19 protein-coding genes are annotated in these 17897 nt (G+C 41.7%); 17 read left to right on the top strand and 2 right to left on the bottom strand.

Annotated elements, in window-relative coordinates:
• The 4 genes from tuf to ffh all read left to right on the top strand — a co-directional run.
• Positions 1–905, top strand: a 905-nt coding sequence (tuf, locus tag PCY17_RS07315) for an elongation factor Tu (RefSeq protein ID WP_301392434.1), incomplete at its 5' end; no start/stop codon positions are given.
• A 144-nt stretch (positions 906–1049) separates the two neighbouring features.
• Positions 1050–1382: a putative DNA-binding protein gene (locus tag PCY17_RS07310; protein WP_000402066.1), complete on the top strand. Its 333-nt coding sequence runs from the start codon at positions 1050–1052 to the stop codon at positions 1380–1382.
• A 2-nt stretch (positions 1383–1384) separates the two neighbouring features.
• A complete protein-coding gene (locus PCY17_RS12195) occupies positions 1385–1600 on the top strand; it encodes a hypothetical protein (RefSeq protein WP_000534887.1) in 216 nt (71 codons plus the stop codon).
• Between the two features lie 19 nt (positions 1601–1619).
• Positions 1620–3191: a signal recognition particle protein gene (gene ffh / locus PCY17_RS07305; protein WP_049477497.1), complete on the top strand. Its 1572-nt coding sequence runs from the start codon at positions 1620–1622 to the stop codon at positions 3189–3191.
• A 72-nt stretch (positions 3192–3263) separates the two neighbouring features.
• Here ffh and guaA read toward each other — a convergent pair whose 3' ends face one another.
• Complete coding sequence (gene guaA / locus PCY17_RS07300; protein ID WP_000065697.1) at positions 3264–4826, bottom strand: glutamine-hydrolyzing GMP synthase; 1563 nt, start codon at positions 4824–4826, stop codon at positions 3264–3266.
• Positions 4827–4966: 140 nt separating this feature from the next.
• Here guaA and PCY17_RS07295 point away from each other — a divergent pair, with 140 nt between their 5' ends.
• The 11 genes from PCY17_RS07295 to PCY17_RS07245 all read left to right on the top strand — a co-directional run bounded on the left by PCY17_RS07295 (position 4967) and on the right by PCY17_RS07245 (position 14088).
• Complete coding sequence (locus PCY17_RS07295) at positions 4967–5665, top strand: GntR family transcriptional regulator (RefSeq protein ID WP_301392281.1); 699 nt, start codon at positions 4967–4969, stop codon at positions 5663–5665.
• A 137-nt stretch (positions 5666–5802) separates the two neighbouring features.
• Positions 5803–7089: a U32 family peptidase gene (locus PCY17_RS07290; protein WP_000169096.1), complete on the top strand. Its 1287-nt coding sequence runs from the start codon at positions 5803–5805 to the stop codon at positions 7087–7089.
• A 14-nt stretch (positions 7090–7103) separates the two neighbouring features.
• Entirely contained in the window at positions 7104–7415 is a 312-nt protein-coding gene (locus tag PCY17_RS07285) for a CHY zinc finger protein (RefSeq protein ID WP_008279616.1), read from the top strand.
• 231 nt (positions 7416–7646) lie between these two features.
• Positions 7647–7847 (top strand): F0F1 ATP synthase subunit C, encoded by a 201-nt coding sequence (locus tag PCY17_RS07280; protein ID WP_001054551.1) that lies wholly within the window; start codon positions 7647–7649, stop codon positions 7845–7847.
• Between the two features lie 32 nt (positions 7848–7879).
• Positions 7880–8596, top strand: a complete 717-nt coding sequence (atpB, locus tag PCY17_RS07275; protein WP_000392937.1) for a F0F1 ATP synthase subunit A — start codon at positions 7880–7882, stop codon at positions 8594–8596.
• An 18-nt stretch (positions 8597–8614) separates the two neighbouring features.
• Positions 8615–9109: a F0F1 ATP synthase subunit B gene (gene atpF, locus PCY17_RS07270; protein WP_000366311.1), complete on the top strand. Its 495-nt coding sequence runs from the start codon at positions 8615–8617 to the stop codon at positions 9107–9109.
• Positions 9109–9645 (top strand): F0F1 ATP synthase subunit delta, encoded by a 537-nt coding sequence (locus tag PCY17_RS07265; protein WP_000359021.1) that lies wholly within the window; start codon positions 9109–9111, stop codon positions 9643–9645. The genes atpF and PCY17_RS07265 overlap by 1 nt, the downstream gene beginning before the upstream one ends.
• 14 nt (positions 9646–9659) lie before the next feature.
• Entirely contained in the window at positions 9660–11165 is a 1506-nt protein-coding gene (atpA, locus tag PCY17_RS07260; RefSeq protein ID WP_000996615.1) for a F0F1 ATP synthase subunit alpha, read from the top strand.
• 15 nt (positions 11166–11180) lie between these two features.
• Entirely contained in the window at positions 11181–12059 is an 879-nt protein-coding gene (locus tag PCY17_RS07255) for a F0F1 ATP synthase subunit gamma (protein WP_000301235.1), read from the top strand.
• Between the two features lie 192 nt (positions 12060–12251).
• Positions 12252–13658: a F0F1 ATP synthase subunit beta gene (gene atpD / locus PCY17_RS07250; RefSeq protein ID WP_000094372.1), complete on the top strand. Its 1407-nt coding sequence runs from the start codon at positions 12252–12254 to the stop codon at positions 13656–13658.
• Positions 13659–13668: 10 nt separating this feature from the next.
• Positions 13669–14088 carry a F0F1 ATP synthase subunit epsilon gene (locus tag PCY17_RS07245; RefSeq protein WP_000940836.1) on the top strand — a complete coding sequence of 140 codons (420 nt, stop codon included), beginning with the start codon at positions 13669–13671 and terminating at the stop codon, positions 14086–14088.
• A gap of 32 nt (positions 14089–14120) precedes the next feature.
• On the opposite strand, the gene PCY17_RS07240 is transcribed toward PCY17_RS07245, so the two are convergent.
• Positions 14121–15134, bottom strand: coding sequence for a lactonase family protein (locus PCY17_RS07240; protein WP_000665595.1), 1014 nt, complete (start codon positions 15132–15134; stop codon positions 14121–14123).
• Positions 15135–15278: 144 nt separating this feature from the next.
• On the opposite strand from PCY17_RS07240, the gene PCY17_RS07235 reads away from it, so the two are divergent.
• A complete protein-coding gene (locus PCY17_RS07235) occupies positions 15279–16445 on the top strand; it encodes an AI-2E family transporter (protein WP_000400294.1) in 1167 nt (388 codons plus the stop codon).
• On the top strand, positions 16435–17664 hold the full coding sequence (locus PCY17_RS07230) for a tetratricopeptide repeat protein (RefSeq protein WP_301392280.1): 1230 nt from the start codon (positions 16435–16437) through the stop codon (positions 17662–17664). Before PCY17_RS07235 ends, PCY17_RS07230 begins: the two co-directional genes overlap by 11 nt.
• Positions 17665–17897 lie beyond the last annotated feature (233 nt).

Below are 17897 nucleotides of genomic sequence, written 5' to 3'. Positions count from 1 at the left end.
GTGCCGCTCAAATGGACGGAGCTATCCTTGTAGTAGCTTCAACTGACGGACCAATGCCACAAACTCGTGAGCACATCCTTCTTTCACGTCAGGTTGGTGTTAAACACCTTATCGTCTTCATGAACAAAATTGACTTGGTAGACGACGAAGAATTGCTTGAATTGGTTGAAATGGAAATCCGTGATCTCTTGTCAGAATACGACTTCCCAGGTGACGATCTTCCAGTTATCCAAGGTTCAGCTCTTAAAGCTCTTGAAGGTGACTCTAAATACGAAGACATCATCATGGAATTGATGAACACTGTTGATGAGTACATCCCAGAACCAGAACGTGACACTGAAAAACCATTGCTTCTTCCAGTCGAGGACGTATTCTCAATCACTGGACGTGGTACAGTTGCTTCAGGACGTATCGACCGTGGTACTGTTCGTGTCAACGACGAAATCGAAATCGTTGGTATCAAAGAAGAAACTCAAAAAGCAGTTGTTACTGGTGTTGAAATGTTCCGTAAACAACTTGACGAAGGTCTTGCTGGAGATAACGTAGGTGTCCTTCTTCGTGGTGTTCAACGTGACGAAATCGAACGTGGACAAGTTATCGCTAAACCAGGTTCAATCAACCCACACACTAAATTTAAAGGTGAAGTCTACATCCTTACTAAAGAAGAAGGTGGACGTCACACTCCATTCTTCAACAACTACCGTCCACAATTCTACTTCCGTACTACTGACGTTACAGGTTCAATCGAACTTCCTGCAGGTACTGAAATGGTAATGCCTGGTGATAACGTGACTATCGACGTTGAGTTGATCCACCCAATCGCCGTAGAACAAGGTACTACATTCTCTATCCGTGAGGGTGGACGTACTGTTGGTTCAGGTATGGTTACAGAAATCGAAGCTTAATTCGATTAAGTTCCCAGAAGAACAATTATTTAAGTCAGACACTAAAAGAATCTTGCCTTGCAAGGTTCTTTTTTTCTTCTCCTTACTCTATTTGAAGTGCTTCTACTCTAGCAGTATAATAGTTTTTTTGGTATAATAAAAGTTATGGAAATCGAAAAAACCAATCGTATGAACGCCCTTTTTGAATTTTATGCGGCGCTTTTGACAGACAAGCAGATGAACTATATTGAACTCTATTATGCTGATGATTATAGTCTTGCTGAGATTGCTGAAGAGTTCGGTGTCAGTCGTCAGGCTGTCTATGATAATATCAAGCGGACGGAAAAGATTCTAGAAGATTATGAGATGAAACTGCACATGTATTCGGACTACATTGTCCGCAGTCAGATTTTTGACCAGATCTTGGAGCGTTATCCCAAGGATGACTTTCTGCAGGAGCAGATAGAAATTTTAACAAGTATTGATAATAGAGAATAAGTATGGGGAGTATAGTCATCTACAAAGGTATACCCTGTAAACTATTAGCTGCTGAGACTCCTTTTCCCACAAGGCTACAAATCCTCTCGTCTGATTCTATCTTTCGAGCTCTTCAAGAGGGATTTAGCTGTTGGGGATATCCAAATGAGATAATGAAAGAAGTCACTCCAGAAGAACTTGTTTGTTTACAAGATTTTGGACGTTTTCCACCGAATTAATGAAACATAGGAGAAAAAAATGGCATTTGAAAGTTTAACAGAACGTTTACAGAACGTCTTTAAAAATCTACGTAAAAAAGGAAAAATATCTGAGGCTGATGTCCAGGAAGCAACCAAAGAGATTCGTTTGGCCTTGCTGGAAGCCGACGTTGCTTTGCCTGTTGTAAAGGACTTTATCAAGAAGGTTCGTGAACGTGCAGTCGGACACGAGGTCATTGATACCCTCAATCCAGCCCAACAGATTATCAAAATCGTTGATGAGGAATTGACAGCTGTTTTAGGTTCCGATACGGCAGAAATTATCAAGTCACCAAAAATTCCAACCATTATCATGATGGTCGGTTTGCAAGGGGCTGGTAAAACGACTTTTGCTGGTAAGCTGGCTAATAAACTCAAGAAGGAAGAAAATGCTCGTCCTTTGATGATTGCGGCAGATATTTATCGTCCAGCAGCCATCGATCAGCTGAAAACACTTGGACAACAAATCGATGTTCCTGTCTTTGCACTTGGAACAGAAGTGCCTGCTGTTGAAATTGTTCGCCAAGGTTTGGAGCAAGCGCAGGCCAATCACAACGACTATGTCTTGATCGATACGGCAGGGCGTTTACAAATCGATGAACTTCTTATGAATGAGCTTCGTGATGTTAAAGCACTGGCTCAACCAAACGAAATCCTCCTTGTCATTGATGCCATGATCGGTCAGGAAGCGGCTAATGTTGCCCGTGAGTTTAATGCTCAGTTGGAAGTAACTGGTGTCATCCTTACCAAGATTGATGGGGATACTCGTGGTGGTGCAGCTTTGTCTGTTCGTCACATCACTGGAAAACCTATCAAGTTCACTGGTACGGGTGAAAAGATAACAGATATCGAAACCTTCCACCCAGACCGTATGTCAAGCCGTATCCTTGGTATGGGGGATATGCTCACTTTGATTGAGAAAGCTTCTCAGGAATACGATGAGCAAAAAGCTCTTGAAATGGCTGAGAAAATGCGCGAAAACACCTTTGATTTCAATGATTTCATTGATCAATTGGATCAGGTGCAAAATATGGGGCCAATGGAAGACTTACTCAAGATGATTCCAGGTATGGCTAACAATCCTGCCCTTCAAAATATGAAGGTGGATGAGCGCCAGATTGCGCGCAAACGTGCCATTGTGTCTTCTATGACACCTGAAGAACGCGAAAACCCTGATCTGTTAAATCCAAGTCGTCGCCGTCGTATCGCTGCTGGTTCTGGAAATACCTTTGTCGAAGTCAATAAATTTATCAAGGACTTTAACCAGGCCAAACAGCTCATGCAAGGTGTCATGTCTGGGGATATGAACAAGATGATGAAGCAGATGGGAATCAACCCAAATAACCTTCCAAAAAATATGCCAAATATGGGAGGGATGGATATGTCTGCCCTTGAAGGCATGATGGGACAAGGTGGAATGCCGGATATGTCAGCTCTTGGAGGAGCAGGCATGCCAGATATGAGCCAGATGTTTGGTGGCGGACTCAAAGGTAAAATCGGTGAATTTGCCATGAAACAGTCTATGAAACGCATGGCTAACAAAATGAAAAAAGCTAAGAAAAAACGCAAATAAAAAAGGAAAGCAGAAGTGCTACCTAAAAAAGAACTCTGAATCCGATTCAGAGTTCTTTTGTGTTTGATTGGTTTATTCCCACTCCACAGTTGCAGGTGGTTTACTTGTAATGTCGTAGACGATACGGTTAACGTGATCTACTTCATTTACGATACGTACAGAGATTTTTTGAAGGACTTCCCAAGGAATCTTGGCAAAGTCAGCTGTCATACCATCGATAGAAGTGATCGCACGAATGGCGATGGTGTAGTCGTAAGTACGACCATCACCCATAACACCGACTGAACGAACGCCTGTGTTGACAGTGAAGTATTGCCAAATATCACGATCAAGACCAGCTTTAGCGATTTCTTCACGTAGGATAGCATCAGACTCACGAACAGTTTCTAGTTTTTCCTCAGTGATTTCACCCATGACACGGATAGCGAGTCCTGGTCCTGGGAATGGTTGGCGCCATACGATGTGGTCTGGCATACCAAGCTCTGTACCGAGGGCACGGACTTCGTCTTTATAAAGAGTGTTCAATGGCTCAATCAATTCAAACTGCATGTCTTCTGGAAGACCACCAACATTGTGGTGTGATTTGATGGTTTGAGCAGTATCTGTACCAGACTCAATCACGTCAGTGTAAAGCGTTCCCTGAGCAAGGAATTTTACATCTTTTAGCTTACTAGCTTCGTCATCAAAGACATAAACAAACTCGTTTCCGATGATTTTACGTTTTTGCTCAGGATCAGAAACACCTGCAAGTTTATCAAGGAATCGTTTAGCAGCGTCTGCTTTAACGATATTCAAACCAAACTTACCACCAAGCATGTCCATAACTTGGTCAGCCTCTCCCTTACGGAGAAGACCGTGGTCTACAAAGATACAGATCAATTGATCGCCGATTGCTTTCTGGAGAAGAACGCCAACAACAGAAGAGTCAACACCACCTGATAGGCCGAGAAGAACACGCTTGTCACCTACAGTTTCACGGATTTTTTTGATCTGCATATCGATGAAGTTGTCCATTGACCAGTCGCCTTTAGCCTGACAGATGTTAAGGGCAAAGTTGCGAAGGATATCATTCCCGTATACAGAATGGCGAACTTCTGGGTGGAATTGGATACCATAGATGTGCTTGTCAGGGTTTTCAATAGCTGCATAAGGACAGTCAGCAGAAGTTCCAGTACGAACAAAATCAGCTGGAATCTCTGTAACAGCATCGCCATGGCTCATCAAAACAATCTGTTCTTCAGGAGTCCCTTCAAAGAGGGCAGAAGTGGTATGGGTAAGTGGTGATTGGCCATACTCTCGGTTACCAGCATCACCTGCAGGGACAACTTTTCCTCCAAGTTTATGAGTTAAAAGTTGCATACCATAGCATATTCCTAAAATTGGAATGCCAAGTTCAAAAATTTCTGGGTCAATATCAAATGAACCATCTTCGTATACAGAGTTTGGTCCACCAGAGAGGATGATCCCTACAGGGTTAATCGCACGAACCTCTGCGGCTGAGATTTTATGACTTTTTAACTCTGAAAAAACACCAATTTCACGAATACGACGTGAAATCAGCTGGTTGTATTGGCTACCATAGTCCAGCACGATGATTTTTTCGACATCTTGCAAGTCAGTTGAAATGTTGCTCATCTTTTTCCTTTCTCAAAAGAAATATCTTTTTCAATATTCTATCACAAATAGGGGCGAATTACCAACTAAACAAGGCAAAGTTTGACTTTTTCTTAGCAAATACGGTACAATGGAGAAAATAAAGAAAAGAAGTGAGAATCATGTTACCAGCTTATATGAAAATCCACGATCAGATCAAGAAGGATATAGATGAGCATCATTGGAAAATCGGAGAGAGACTTCCAAGTGAGCGAGATTTAGCTGAACAGTTTCAAGTTAGCCGGATGACATTACGTCAGGCTATCTCTCTCTTGGTTGAGGAAGGAGTTTTGGAGCGTCGTGTAGGAAGTGGAACCTTTGTCTCTAGCACTCGTGTCCAAGAAAAAATGCGGGGTACAACCAGTTTTACGGAGATTGTCAAATCTCAGGGGAAAGTTCCTTCTAGTCAACTCATTTCTTACAGAAGAACCATTCCAAATGAGCAAGAGGTCGCTAATCTAGGGATTGCTCCGACAGAGAATATTATCCGCATGGAACGGGTGCGTTACGCTGACCAAGTTCCACTAGTCTATGAAGTCGCATCTATTCCTGAGAAATTTATTAAGGATTTCAAAAAAGAAGAAATCACCAGTCATTTCTTCCATACCTTGCAGCAACATGGCTATCGGATTGGCAAATCCCAACAGACCATTTATGCGAGATTGGCTAAGGAAAAAATTGCTCACTATCTAGAAGTTGAAAAAGGGCATGCCATTTTAGCCTTGACTCAGGTCTCTTATCTTGATGATGGGACGGCTTTCGAGTATGTAAAGAGTCAATACGTGGGCGAACGCTTTGAATTTTATCTTGAAAATAACTAGTCTAGAAAGGCTAGTTTTTTGTTTTCTTAAAAGATTAGAATTGTCAAAACAATCTGTCTAGGCTTGATTTTATTGCTTATTTACTATAAAATGAGAAGGAAAAACGTCAAACTTTTATATTGCAAATAGGAGAAGAAATGACAAAAACATTAAAACGTCCTGAGGTTTTATCACCTGCAGGGACTTTAGAGAAGCTGAAAGTAGCTGTTCAATATGGTGCGGACGCAGTCTTCATCGGTGGACAGGCCTATGGTCTTCGTAGCCGTGCAGGAAACTTCACCTTTGAACAGATGGAAGAAGGCGTGCAGTTTGCTGCTAAGTACGGTGCCAAGGTCTATGTGGCTGCTAACATGGTTATGCACGAAGGAAACGAAGCTGGTGCTGGAGAATGGTTCCGTAAGTTGCGTGACATCGGGATTGCCGCAGTTATCGTGTCAGATCCAGCCTTGATTATGATTGCAGCAACCGAAGCACCAGGTCTTGAAATCCACCTTTCAACCCAAGCTAGTGCGACCAACTATGAAACTTTAGAGTTCTGGAAAGAACTTGGTCTAACTCGCGTGGTTTTGGCCCGTGAAGTTTCAATGGAAGAATTGGCAGAGATTCGCAAACGTACTGATGTAGAAATTGAAGCCTTTGTCCATGGAGCCATGTGTATTTCTTACTCAGGTCGCTGTACGTTATCAAACCACATGAGTATGCGTGATGCCAACCGTGGGGGCTGTTCTCAGTCTTGTCGTTGGAAATACGATCTTTATGACATGCCTTTTGGTCAAGAACGTAAGAGTCTGAAAGGTGAAATTCCAGAAGAATTTTCGATGTCAGCCGTTGACATGTCCATGATTGACCATATTCCAGATATGATCGAAAACGGTGTAGACAGTCTCAAGATTGAAGGTCGTATGAAGTCGATCCACTATGTTTCAACTGTGACCAACTGTTACAAGGCGGCTGTAGATGCTTATCTCGAAAGTCCCGAGAAATTTGAAGCCATCAAACAGGACTTGGTAGACGAGATGTGGAAGGTTGCCCAACGTGAATTGGCAACAGGTTTCTACTACGGTACACCGTCTGAAAACGAACAGTTGTTTGGCGCTCGTCGTAAAATTCCTGAATACAAGTTTGTCGCTGAAGTGGTTTCGTATGATGATGCGACTCAAACGGCAACCATTCGTCAACGGAATGTTATCAATGAAGGAGACCAAGTTGAGTTTTACGGACCAGGTTTCCGACATTTTGAAACTTATATCGAAGATCTTCATGATGCCAAGGGCAATAAAATAGACCGTGCTCCAAATCCAATGGAACTCTTGACAATCAAGGTTCCACAACCTGTTCAAGCAGGGGATATGGTCCGCGCTCTCAAGGAAGGGCTCATCAACCTCTATAAGGAAGACGGGACAAGTGTTACAGTTCGTGCCTAGATAAGGAAAAGGGAATGATACAAGCTCAAGGTTTATTGGTAGATGATGAAAGCAGATGTGTTCATTATCATAGTGAAAAGGATATTGTTTCACTCCAATGTTATGAATGTAAAAAATACTACGCATGCTATCAGTGTCACAATACTATGGAGACACATGTTTTTTCTCCCTATCCCTTGGCGCTTTTTGAGGATCGACCAATCTTATGTGGGGGTTGTAAGAGGACAATGACTTTCCAAGAATACCAAAAACAGATGGCTTGTCCTTACTGCAGTGCACCATTTAATCCAGGTTGTAAACAACACTATTCCTACTATTTTAAATAAAATGAATCGATCCAAGTTCTTAACTTGGATTTTTCAGTTTGTTTCAGAAAATAGAGTAAAATCAAGAAAAATTCGCAATCTAAAATGGAAAAACTTTCTATAGAATGGGGTAAAAACAGCAAAAATAGAAATAAATCATATGAAACGCTTTCAATGTTAGTAAAAAGTTGACAAAAACAAATTTTAGGACTAAACTAAGGAAGTAAATTTAAATAAAAAGGAGAATTCATCATGAATTTAACATTTTTCGGTCTATGTCTTGCCTGTATGGGTGTATCCCTTGCAGAAGGATTTTTGATGAACGGTTTGTTCAAGTCTGCAGCACGCCAACCAGACATCATCCCACAATTGCGTAGTTTGATGATCATGGGGATTGCCTTTATCGAAGGAACATTCTTTGTAACCTTGGCGATGTCATTTGTCATTAAATAGACAACTCTATTTAGAAATGGAGGTGTCAAACCATGGAAGAAAGTTTGAATCCAACCGTTAATATTGGACCAATATCCTTTGATTTGACCCTGCTTGCCATGTCTCTTGTAACTGTTTTGATGGTTTTTGCCTTTGTCTACTGGGCAAGTCGTAAAATGACCATCCGTCCAAAGGGCAAACAAAATGCTCTTGAGATGATTTACGACTTTGTGATTGGTTTTACCAAACCAAACATTGGAGAATCATACATCAAGGATTATTCCTTATTTCTGTTTTCTCTATTTCTGTTTATCTTGGTTGCCAATAATATCGGCTTAATGGCAAAAGTACAAACAACAAACGGTTATAACTTGTGGACTTCCCCAACAGCCAACCTTGGATACGATTTATCCCTATCATTCTTGATCACTTTGATCGCCCATGTAGAAGGAGTTCGTCGTAGAGGCGTTAAAGAATATTTGAGAGCATTTGTTACACCTGGCTTTATGACTCCGATGAACATTTTAGAAGAGTTCACCAATTTTGCTTCCTTGGCGATTCGGATCTACGGAAATATTTTTGCCGGTGAGGTCTTAGCTGGATTGCTATTAGCCTTGTCACAAAATGCTTTGTATTGGTATCCTTTTGCCTTTATCGCAAACATGTTATGGACAGCCTTTTCGATTTTCATTTCATGTATTCAAGCCTATGTCTTTACCATGTTGTCATCGATGTACATTGGTAAGAAGATAAATGCTGGGGAAGAGTAAGTAGAGGAGGATTAGAAGATGGATTTAACTATTAGTACCATTATTGGTGACTTTATTCTTATCGCTGGTTCCTTCCTTTTATTAATTTTTTTAGTGAAAAAATATGCCTGGGGAAATCTTACCAATATTTTAGATGAACGTGCTGAAAAAATTTCTTCAGATATTGACGGAGCAGAAGCTGCCCGTAAGAAGGCCGAAGAACTCGCTAGCAAACGTGAAGCTGAGTTGGCAGGTAGCCGTTCGGAAGCTAAGACAATTATCGAGAATGCAAAGGAAACAGCTGAGAAAAGTAGAGCTGACATCTTGGCTGAGGCGAAACTGGAAGCAGGACGCTTGAAAGAAAAAGCTAACCAAGAAATTGCTCAAAATAAAGCGGAAGCTTTACAAAGCGTTAAGGGTGAGGTAGCAGATTTGACGATTAGTCTCGCTGGTAAAATCATCTCACAAAACCTTGACGGACAAGCCCATAAAGAACTCATTGATCAGTACATCGATCAGCTAGGAGAAGCTTAATGGACAAAAAGACAGTAAAGGTAATTGAAAAATACAGCATGCCTTTTGTCCAATTGGTGATTGAAAAGGGAGAAGAAGACCGTATCTTTTCTGACTTAGCTCAAATCAAGCAAGTCGCAGAAGAAACAGACTTGCCTTCTTTTTTAGGTCAAGTGGCAGTAGGTGAGTCGGATAAGGAAAAAACCGTTCGTTTCTTCCAAGACTCAGTGTCACCATTAATGCAAAACTTTTTTCAGGTGCTGCTATACAATCACAGAGCAAATTTATTTTATGAAGTAATTGTAGATTGTTTGAGTCGACTTGAAAAAGAAACGAATCGATTTGAAGTAACGATTGCCTCCGCTCATCCATTAACAGATGACCAGAAGGCGCGATTGCTTCCTTTGATTGAGAAAAAAATGTCTCTGAAAGTTCGGACTATCAAAGAACAAATCGATGAAAGTCTCATTGGTGGTTTTGTCATTTTTGCCAATCACAAGACAATTGATGTGAGTATTAAACAGCAACTTCGTGTTGTTAAAGAAAATTTGAAATAGAAAGTGGTGTTCTTTTGGCAATTAACGCACAAGAAATCAGCGCTTTAATTAAGCAACAAATTGAAAATTTCAAACCCATTTTTGATGTGACTGAAACTGGTGTTGTAACCTATATCGGGGACGGTATTGCGCGTGCCCACGGCCTTGAAAATGCCATGAGTGGAGAGCTCTTGATTTTTGAAAACGGCTCTTATGGTATGGCGCAAAACTTGGAATCAACAGACGTTGGGATCATCATTCTCGGTGACTTCACGGATATCCGTGAAGGAGACACTATCCGTCGCACGGGTAAAATCATGGAAGTTCCTGTCGGTGATAACTTGATTGGACGTGTTGTGGATCCACTTGGTCGTCCCGTTGATGGTCTCGGAGAAATCCATACTGACAAGACTCGTCCAGTAGAAGCACCAGCTCCTGGTGTTATGGAGCGTAAGTCTGTATCAGAACCATTGCAAACAGGTTTGAAAGCTATTGACGCCCTTGTACCGATTGGTCGTGGTCAGCGTGAGCTGATCATTGGTGACCGTCAGACAGGGAAAACAACCATTGCAATCGATACCATCTTGAACCAAAAAGGGCAAGATATGATATGTATCTATGTAGCGATTGGACAAAAAGAATCAACAGTTCGTACACAAGTAGAAACACTTCGTCAGTACGGTGCCTTGGATTACACAATCGTTGTGACAGCCTCAGCTTCACAACCTTCTCCATTACTCTTCCTTGCTCCATATGCAGGGGTCGCTATGGCAGAAGAATTCATGTACCAAGGCAAGCATGTTTTGATCGTTTATGATGACCTATCTAAACAAGCGGTAGCTTATCGTGAACTTTCTCTCTTGCTCCGTCGTCCACCAGGTCGTGAGGCCTTCCCAGGGGATGTCTTCTACCTTCACAGCCGTTTGCTTGAGCGCTCAGCCAAAGTTTCTGACGAGCTTGGTGGTGGATCAATCACAGCCCTACCATTTATTGAGACGCAAGCAGGAGATATCTCTGCCTATATCGCAACCAACGTGATTTCTATCACTGACGGACAAATCTTCCTTGGAGATGGACTCTTTAACGCAGGTATTCGCCCAGCTATTGATGCGGGTTCATCTGTATCTCGTGTAGGTGGTTCTGCTCAGATTAAAGCCATGAAGAAGGTTGCTGGTACTCTTCGTATCGACCTTGCTTCATACCGTGAGTTAGAAGCCTTCACTAAGTTCGGTTCGGACTTGGATGCGGCTACTCAAGCTAAGTTGAATCGTGGTCGTCGTACGGTAGAAGTATTGAAACAACCTGTTCACAAGCCTTTGCCTGTTGAGAAACAAGTGACGATCCTGTATGCTTTGACACACGGATTCTTGGATACAGTTCCTGTAAATGACATTGTTCGTTTTGAGGAAGAGTTCCATGCCTTCTTTGATGCACAACATCCAGAGATTTTGGAAACCATTCGTGAAACAAAAGACTTGCCAGAAGAAGCAGTCTTGGATGCTGCGATTACAGAGTTTCTCAATCAATCCAGCTTCCAATAAGAATAGAGGTGTCAGATGGCAGTATCTCTAAATGATATTAAAACAAAAATCGCCTCAACAAAAAATACTAGTCAAATCACTAATGCCATGCAAATGGTATCGGCTGCCAAGTTAGGTCGCTCTGAAGAAGCAGCACGCAATTTTCAAGTTTATGCTCAGAAGGTTCGTAAGCTTTTGACGGATATTCTACATGGTAACGGATCTGGTGGCTCTACCAATCCAATGCTCATTAGTCGTCCAGTTAAGAAAACAGGCTATATCGTTATTACTTCAGACCGTGGCTTGGTTGGAGGTTATAATGCTTCCATCCTTAAAGCTGTGATGGAGCTGAAAGAAGAATATCATCCAAATGGTGATGACTTTGAAGTTATCTGTATTGGTGGTATGGGGGCTGATTTCTTTAAGGCTCGTGGCATTCAACCAATCTATGAATTGCGGGGCTTGGCCGACCAACCAAGTTTTGATGAAGTTCGTAAAATTATTTCAAAAACGATTGAGATGTACCAAAATGAACTCTTTGATGAACTTTATGTTTGCTATAATCACCACGTCAATACGCTTACCAGCCAAATGCGTGTGGAGCAAATGCTTCCGATTGTTGACCTCGATCCAAATGAAGCAGATGAGGAGTATAGCTTGACATTTGAGTTGGAAACAAGTCGAGAAGAAATTTTGGAGCAATTGTTGCCTCAGTATGCTGAAAGTATGATTTACGGGGCTATTATCGATGCCAAGACAGCTGAAAATGCCGCTGGTATGACAGCCATGCAAACGGCGACTGATAATGCCAAGAAAGTTATCAATGATTTGACAATCCAGTATAACCGTGCCAGACAGGCGGCGATTACACAAGAAATTACAGAAATCGTAGCGGGGGCTAGTGCCTTAGAATAAGGCTTTAGTCCAGCTCGTATGAAAATGAACTTATACTCAATGAAAATCAAAGAGCAAACTAGGAAGCTAGCTGTAGACTGTACTTGAGTACGGTAAGGCGACGCTGACGTGGTTTGAATTTGATTTTCGAAGAGTATTAGGACCTAGTTGAGCTAGGAACCGACAGTATCTTATATAGAATAGGAGAAGGAGATGAGTTCAGGTAAAATTGCTCAGGTTATTGGACCCGTTGTAGACGTCTTGTTTGCAGCAGGGGAAACACTTCCTGAGATTAACAATGCACTTGTCGTCTACAAGAATGACGAAAGAAAAACAAAAATCGTCCTTGAAGTAGCCTTGGAGTTGGGAGATGGTATGGTCCGTACGATCGCCATGGAATCAACAGATGGTTTGACTCGTGGAATGGAAGTTTTGGACACAGGCCGTCCAATCTCTGTTCCAGTAGGTAAAGAAACTTTGGGACGTGTCTTCAATGTTTTGGGAGATACCATTGACTTGGATGCTCCTTTTGCTGAAGACGCTGAGCGTCAGCCAATTCATAAAAAAGCTCCGACTTTTGATGAGTTGTCTACCTCTTCTGAAATTCTTGAAACTGGGATTAAGGTTATCGACCTTCTTGCCCCATACCTTAAAGGGGGGAAAGTCGGACTCTTCGGTGGTGCCGGAGTTGGTAAAACCGTATTGATCCAAGAATTGATTCACAATATTGCCCAAGAACACGGTGGGATTTCCGTATTTACTGGTGTTGGGGAACGTACCCGTGAGGGGAACGACCTCTACTGGGAAATGAAAGAATCAGGCGTTATCGAGAAAACAGCCATGGTATTTGGTCAGATGAATGAACCACCAGGAGCACGTATGCGTGTTGCCCTTACTGGTTTGACCATCGCCGAATACTTCCGTGATGTAGAAGGCCAAGATGTGCTTCTCTTTATCGACAATATTTTCCGTTTCACTCAGGCTGGTTCAGAAGTATCTGCCCTTTTGGGTCGGATGCCTTCAGCCGTTGGTTACCAACCAACACTTGCAACGGAGATGGGTCAATTGCAAGAGCGTATCACGTCAACTAAGAAGGGTTCTGTAACCTCAATCCAGGCTATCTATGTGCCAGCGGATGACTACACTGACCCTGCGCCAGCAACAGCTTTCGCTCACTTGGATTCAACAACAAACTTGGAACGTAAGTTGGTACAGTTGGGTATCTACCCGGCCGTTGACCCTCTAGCTTCAAGCTCTCGTGCCTTGGCACCTGAGATTGTTGGTGAGGAGCACTATGCAGTTGCTGCTGAGGTTAAACGTGTCCTTCAACGTTACCATGAATTGCAAGATATCATTGCTATCCTTGGTATGGATGAACTTTCTGATGAAGAAAAAACCTTGGTTGCACGTGCCCGTCGTATCCAGTTCTTCTTGTCTCAAAACTTTAACGTTGCAGAACAATTTACTGGTCAACCTGGTTCTTATGTACCAGTAGCGGAAACAGTTCGTGGCTTTAAGGAAATTCTTGAAGGAAAACATGACCAGCTACCAGAAGATGCCTTCCGTGGTGTCGGTTCAATCGAAGACGTCATTGCTAAGGCAGAGAAAATGGGATTTTAAGAGGTGATCTATGGCTCATTTAACTGTCCAGATCGTGACACCAGATGGCCTCGTCTATGATCACCATGCCAGCTTTGTATCGGTACGAACTCTGGATGGTGAGATGGGGATCTTGCCACGACATGAAAATATGATTGCGGTTTTAGCGGTTGATGAAGTGAAGGTAAAACGTATCGATGATGATACTCATGTGAACTGGATTGCAGTGAACGGAGGAATTATCGAGATTGCCAATGACATCATTACTATTGTAGCAGACTCAGCAGAACGTGCTCGTGATATCGATATCAGTCGTGCTGAACGTGCAAAACTTCGCGCTGAACGAGAAATCGAAGAAGCCCATGACAAGCATTTGATTGACCAAGAGCGTCGTGCAAAAATCGCATTGCAACGTGCTATCAACCGTATCAATGTCGGAAATAGACTATAAAAAAATGAACTTGAAACTCAAGTTCATTTTTTTTAATGTGGGAAGTTGATGCAGACTGCTTCAGGGACATGAAAGTCGTTAGAAAGTTCTGCAAGACGACCACTTTTAGGATTGCGTTTAAAGACGGTTGCGTTATCAGAATCTTGATGAACAGCAATGAGAAACTCTTGATCAGGAGTTAGGTCGAAATCACGTGGATTTTTACCATGACTTGGTACAATCTCTAATAATTCCAAGCTACCATCAGCGAGGATTGTATAGACTGCAATGGAATCATGACCTCGGTTAGATGCATAGAGGTATTTGCCATCTTTTGAAAGACGAATGGCAGCAGTAGCATTGAAGCCTTCGTATCCATCTGGTAAGGTTGAAATGACTTGCATGCGTTCAAATTCACCGACCCCATCATAAATCAAGACCTCGATAGTGCTATTCAGTTCGCAGATGAGATAGGCAATCTTATAGTGGTGGTGGAAAACGATGTGGCGAGCACCTGCTCCAGCTTGGCCGTGATAAGTGTGGAGCTTACTTAGTTTTCCTTCTGGACTAACATCGTAGGTCGTTACTTCATCTGTACCTAGATCACAGGTGACGAGATACTGGTCAGGTGTTAGATCTGTAAAGTGTACATGTGGAGAAGTTTGGTTTTCATGAGGGCCTTGTCCTCTATGCTGATCTAGATCCGTTTGGATGAGGCTACCATCCGTTTGGCGCTTATAAACTAGAACTTGGCCTTTGTGGTAGTTAGCTCCGTATACGAGACCACGTTTTTCATCCACTGCCACATAGCAATGGGGAGCGCCTTCTTCAACCACATGATTTAGCAAAGCGCCATCTGTCTTGTATGCAGCGATTCCACCTAAGCCATCCTGGCTTCCTACGGTGTATATGTGTTGCTGTTGGTCAAAGGCAAGGTAGGTCGGACTTGGTTCAGCAGCAAAGAGTTCAAGATCTGCAAGCTGGCCTGTTTCTGTATCAAAATCTGCCTTGTAAATCCCTTTAGATAAGCGACGAGTGTAAGTTCCAAAATAAACAGTTTCTTTCATGTCCATACCTCTTAATAATGATAAGTTCATTATACCACAAAATGGCAGTCATGAAGCATCAGATTCATCCATGTAAGCACTTTAAAAAAGAGTTATTTTAGTCTAAAAATGGTATAATGAGAGAATGACAGAAAGGATGTATTTATGGAACATAAAGAGAAACATTTTAGCCTATCTTGGTTTTTTAAGTGGTTTTTAGATAATAAAGCCATCACTGTATTTTTAGTAACCTTGTTACTGGGGCTAAACATTTTTATTCTAAGTAAGATTAGTTTTATCTTTTTACCGGTATTGGACTTTTTAGGGGTTGTCATGTTGCCAGTTATTTTATCTGGTTTACTTTATTACCTCCTCAATCCGATTGTGGACTGGATGGAGAAGCACAAGATCAATCGTGTTCTTGCCATTAGTATTGTTTTTGTCATTATCGGACTCTTTATCATTTGGGGATTGGCAGTCGCAATTCCTAATCTGCAACGTCAAGTCTTAAATTTTGCGAAGAATGTGCCGACATACCTGGAAGATGCTGATAAGGTGATCAATGACCTTGTAACCAAACGCTTGCCAGATGATTTTAGACCACAGTTGGAGCAGGTTCTTTCCAATGTTTCTAGTGAGGCGACCATGTGGGCCAGCAAAATCTCTTCTCAAGCTGTTAACTGGGTTAGCGCCTTTATCAGTAGCGTTTCCCAGGTCATTGTTGCGGTTATTATCGTACCCTTCATGCTCTTTTATCTTTTGAGAGATGGGAAAGGTCTACGAGACTATTTGACTAAGTTTATCCCAAACAAGTTAAAAGAACCTGTCGGACAAGTTTTGTCAGATGTTAATAAACAGTTGTCAAACTATGTTAGAGGGCAGGTTACAGTTGCTATTATCGTGGCAATTATGTTTATTATCTTCTTTAAGATTATTGGTCTCAGATATGCTGTGACTCTGGGGATCACGGCTGGTATCCTCAATCTAGTACCTTACCTGGGTAGTTTTCTTGCCATGTTGCCTGCTTTGGTTTTGGGCTTGATAGCAGGACCTGTGATGCTTTTGAAAGTGATTATTGTCTTTATTGTTGAACAAACGATTGAAGGTCGCTTCGTTTCTCCGCTTATTTTAGGTAGTCAGCTAAACATCCATCCAATCAATGTCCTATTTGTTCTCCTAACTTCAGGTTCTATGTTTGGTATTTGGGGAGTCTTGCTGGGAATTCCTGTCTATGCTTCTGCCAAGGTCGTTATCTCAGCTATCTTTAACTGGTATAAAAAAGTCAGCGGTTTGTATGAAGAAGAAGGGGAGGAAATCAAGAGTGAACAATAGTCAACACATGCTCCAGGCTTTGGATGAACAGGATTTAATCAAAGCGGATCAGTATTTTCACAAAGCCCTCGAAACAGATTCAAGTGAAGTTCTTTACGAACTAGCAAGCTATCTAGAGGGAATTGGCTTTTATCCTCAAGCAAAAGAAATTTACCAAAAAATCGTTACAGAATTTCCAGAAGTGAATCTGAATTTAGCAAGTATTGCTAGTGAGGATGGCAATGTTGAGGAAGCCTTTGCTCACCTTGAGGAAATCACACCCGAAAGTGACTGGTACGTGTCGGCTTTGGCCTTGAAGGCTGACCTCTATCAGTTGGAAGGATTGACAGATGTAGCGCGTGAAAAGTTACTGGAAGCCCTAAACTACTCAGACGATCCCTTATTAGTTTTTGGTTTGGCTGAGTTGGATAGTGAGTTAGGAAATTATCAGGAAGCTATTCAGGGTTATGCTCAATTAGACAATCGCTCCATCTATGAGCAAACGGGTGTCTCAACCTATCAACGAATTGGCTACGCTTATGCCCAGTTAGGCAAGTTTGAAGCTGCAACTGAATTCTTAGAAAAAGCTTTAGAATTAGAATACGATGACCAAACTGCCTTTGAACTGGCTAGTCTTTACTTTGACCAAGAAGAGTATCAAAAATCTGTTCTTTACTTTAAGCAGATTGATACCATTTCACCTGACTTTGAAGGATATGAATATGGTTATAGTCAAGCTTTGCATAAGGAACATCAGGTGGAAGAGGCCCTTCGTATCGCTAAACAAGGTTTGGAGAAAAATCCATTTGAAACTCGGCTCTTACTGGCTGCTTCTCAGTTTTCGTATGAATTGCATGATCCTAGTAGTGCAGAGCAATTTCTCCTTACTGCCAAAGAAGATGCAGAGGATACAGAAGAAATTTTCCTTCGCCTTGCAACCATTTATATGGAACAAGAGCGGTACGAAGATATCATTGCTCTCCAAAGTCAAGAACCTGAAAATCTCTTGACCAAGTGGATGATTGCCCGTTCTTATCAGGAAATTGAGGATTTAGATAAGTCCTATGAGCTCTACCAGGCACTATCGTCTGACCTTAAGGATAATCCTGAGTTTCTGGAGCAGTATACTTATCTCCTACGTGAATTGGGGTATTTTGAAGAAGCCAAAGTGCAAGCTGAAGCTTATTTAAAACTCGTTCCAGATGATGTTCAGATGCAAGAACTATTAGAGACACTTTAAGGATTTCTATTTTTTGTAAAATTCTATTAACAGAAACGAATGACTTTAAATGAATGATTTGAAAGACCTCAGAGGTCTTTTCTTTTTTACTAATATAATATAAATGTTAGAATTTCTTATAGCCAATTTAGATGAAGTTTTGAACGATGAAAGCCTGCTACACCCTATAAAATAAGAGTTTAAAGGTATGATTTGAACATCGAACTACTATGAAATACTTGACAAATTTATAT

Source organism: Streptococcus sp. SO2 (assembly GCF_030440025.1).
This window is presented reverse-complemented; position numbering and strand designations above follow the sequence as displayed.

Excerpts from the sequence above, each read along its gene's own strand:
- PCY17_RS07310 (WP_000402066.1), top strand. The coding sequence starts at position 1,050 with ATGGAAATCGAAAAAACCAATCGTATGAACGCCCTTTTTGAATTTTAT.
- PCY17_RS12195 (WP_000534887.1), top strand. The coding sequence starts at position 1,385 with ATGGGGAGTATAGTCATCTACAAAGGTATACCCTGTAAACTATTAGCT.
- ffh (WP_049477497.1), top strand. The coding sequence starts at position 1,620 with ATGGCATTTGAAAGTTTAACAGAACGTTTACAGAACGTCTTTAAAAAT.
- guaA (WP_000065697.1), bottom strand. The coding sequence starts at position 4,826 with ATGAGCAACATTTCAACTGACTTGCAAGATGTCGAAAAAATCATCGTG.
- PCY17_RS07295 (WP_301392281.1), top strand. The coding sequence starts at position 4,967 with ATGTTACCAGCTTATATGAAAATCCACGATCAGATCAAGAAGGATATA.
- PCY17_RS07290 (WP_000169096.1), top strand. The coding sequence starts at position 5,803 with ATGACAAAAACATTAAAACGTCCTGAGGTTTTATCACCTGCAGGGACT.
- PCY17_RS07285 (WP_008279616.1), top strand. The coding sequence starts at position 7,104 with ATGATACAAGCTCAAGGTTTATTGGTAGATGATGAAAGCAGATGTGTT.
- PCY17_RS07280 (WP_001054551.1), top strand. The coding sequence starts at position 7,647 with ATGAATTTAACATTTTTCGGTCTATGTCTTGCCTGTATGGGTGTATCC.
- atpB (WP_000392937.1), top strand. The coding sequence starts at position 7,880 with ATGGAAGAAAGTTTGAATCCAACCGTTAATATTGGACCAATATCCTTT.
- atpF (WP_000366311.1), top strand. The coding sequence starts at position 8,615 with ATGGATTTAACTATTAGTACCATTATTGGTGACTTTATTCTTATCGCT.
- PCY17_RS07265 (WP_000359021.1), top strand. The coding sequence starts at position 9,109 with ATGGACAAAAAGACAGTAAAGGTAATTGAAAAATACAGCATGCCTTTT.
- PCY17_RS07255 (WP_000301235.1), top strand. The coding sequence starts at position 11,181 with ATGGCAGTATCTCTAAATGATATTAAAACAAAAATCGCCTCAACAAAA.
- atpD (WP_000094372.1), top strand. The coding sequence starts at position 12,252 with ATGAGTTCAGGTAAAATTGCTCAGGTTATTGGACCCGTTGTAGACGTC.
- PCY17_RS07245 (WP_000940836.1), top strand. The coding sequence starts at position 13,669 with ATGGCTCATTTAACTGTCCAGATCGTGACACCAGATGGCCTCGTCTAT.
- PCY17_RS07240 (WP_000665595.1), bottom strand. The coding sequence starts at position 15,134 with ATGAAAGAAACTGTTTATTTTGGAACTTACACTCGTCGCTTATCTAAA.
- PCY17_RS07235 (WP_000400294.1), top strand. The coding sequence starts at position 15,279 with ATGGAACATAAAGAGAAACATTTTAGCCTATCTTGGTTTTTTAAGTGG.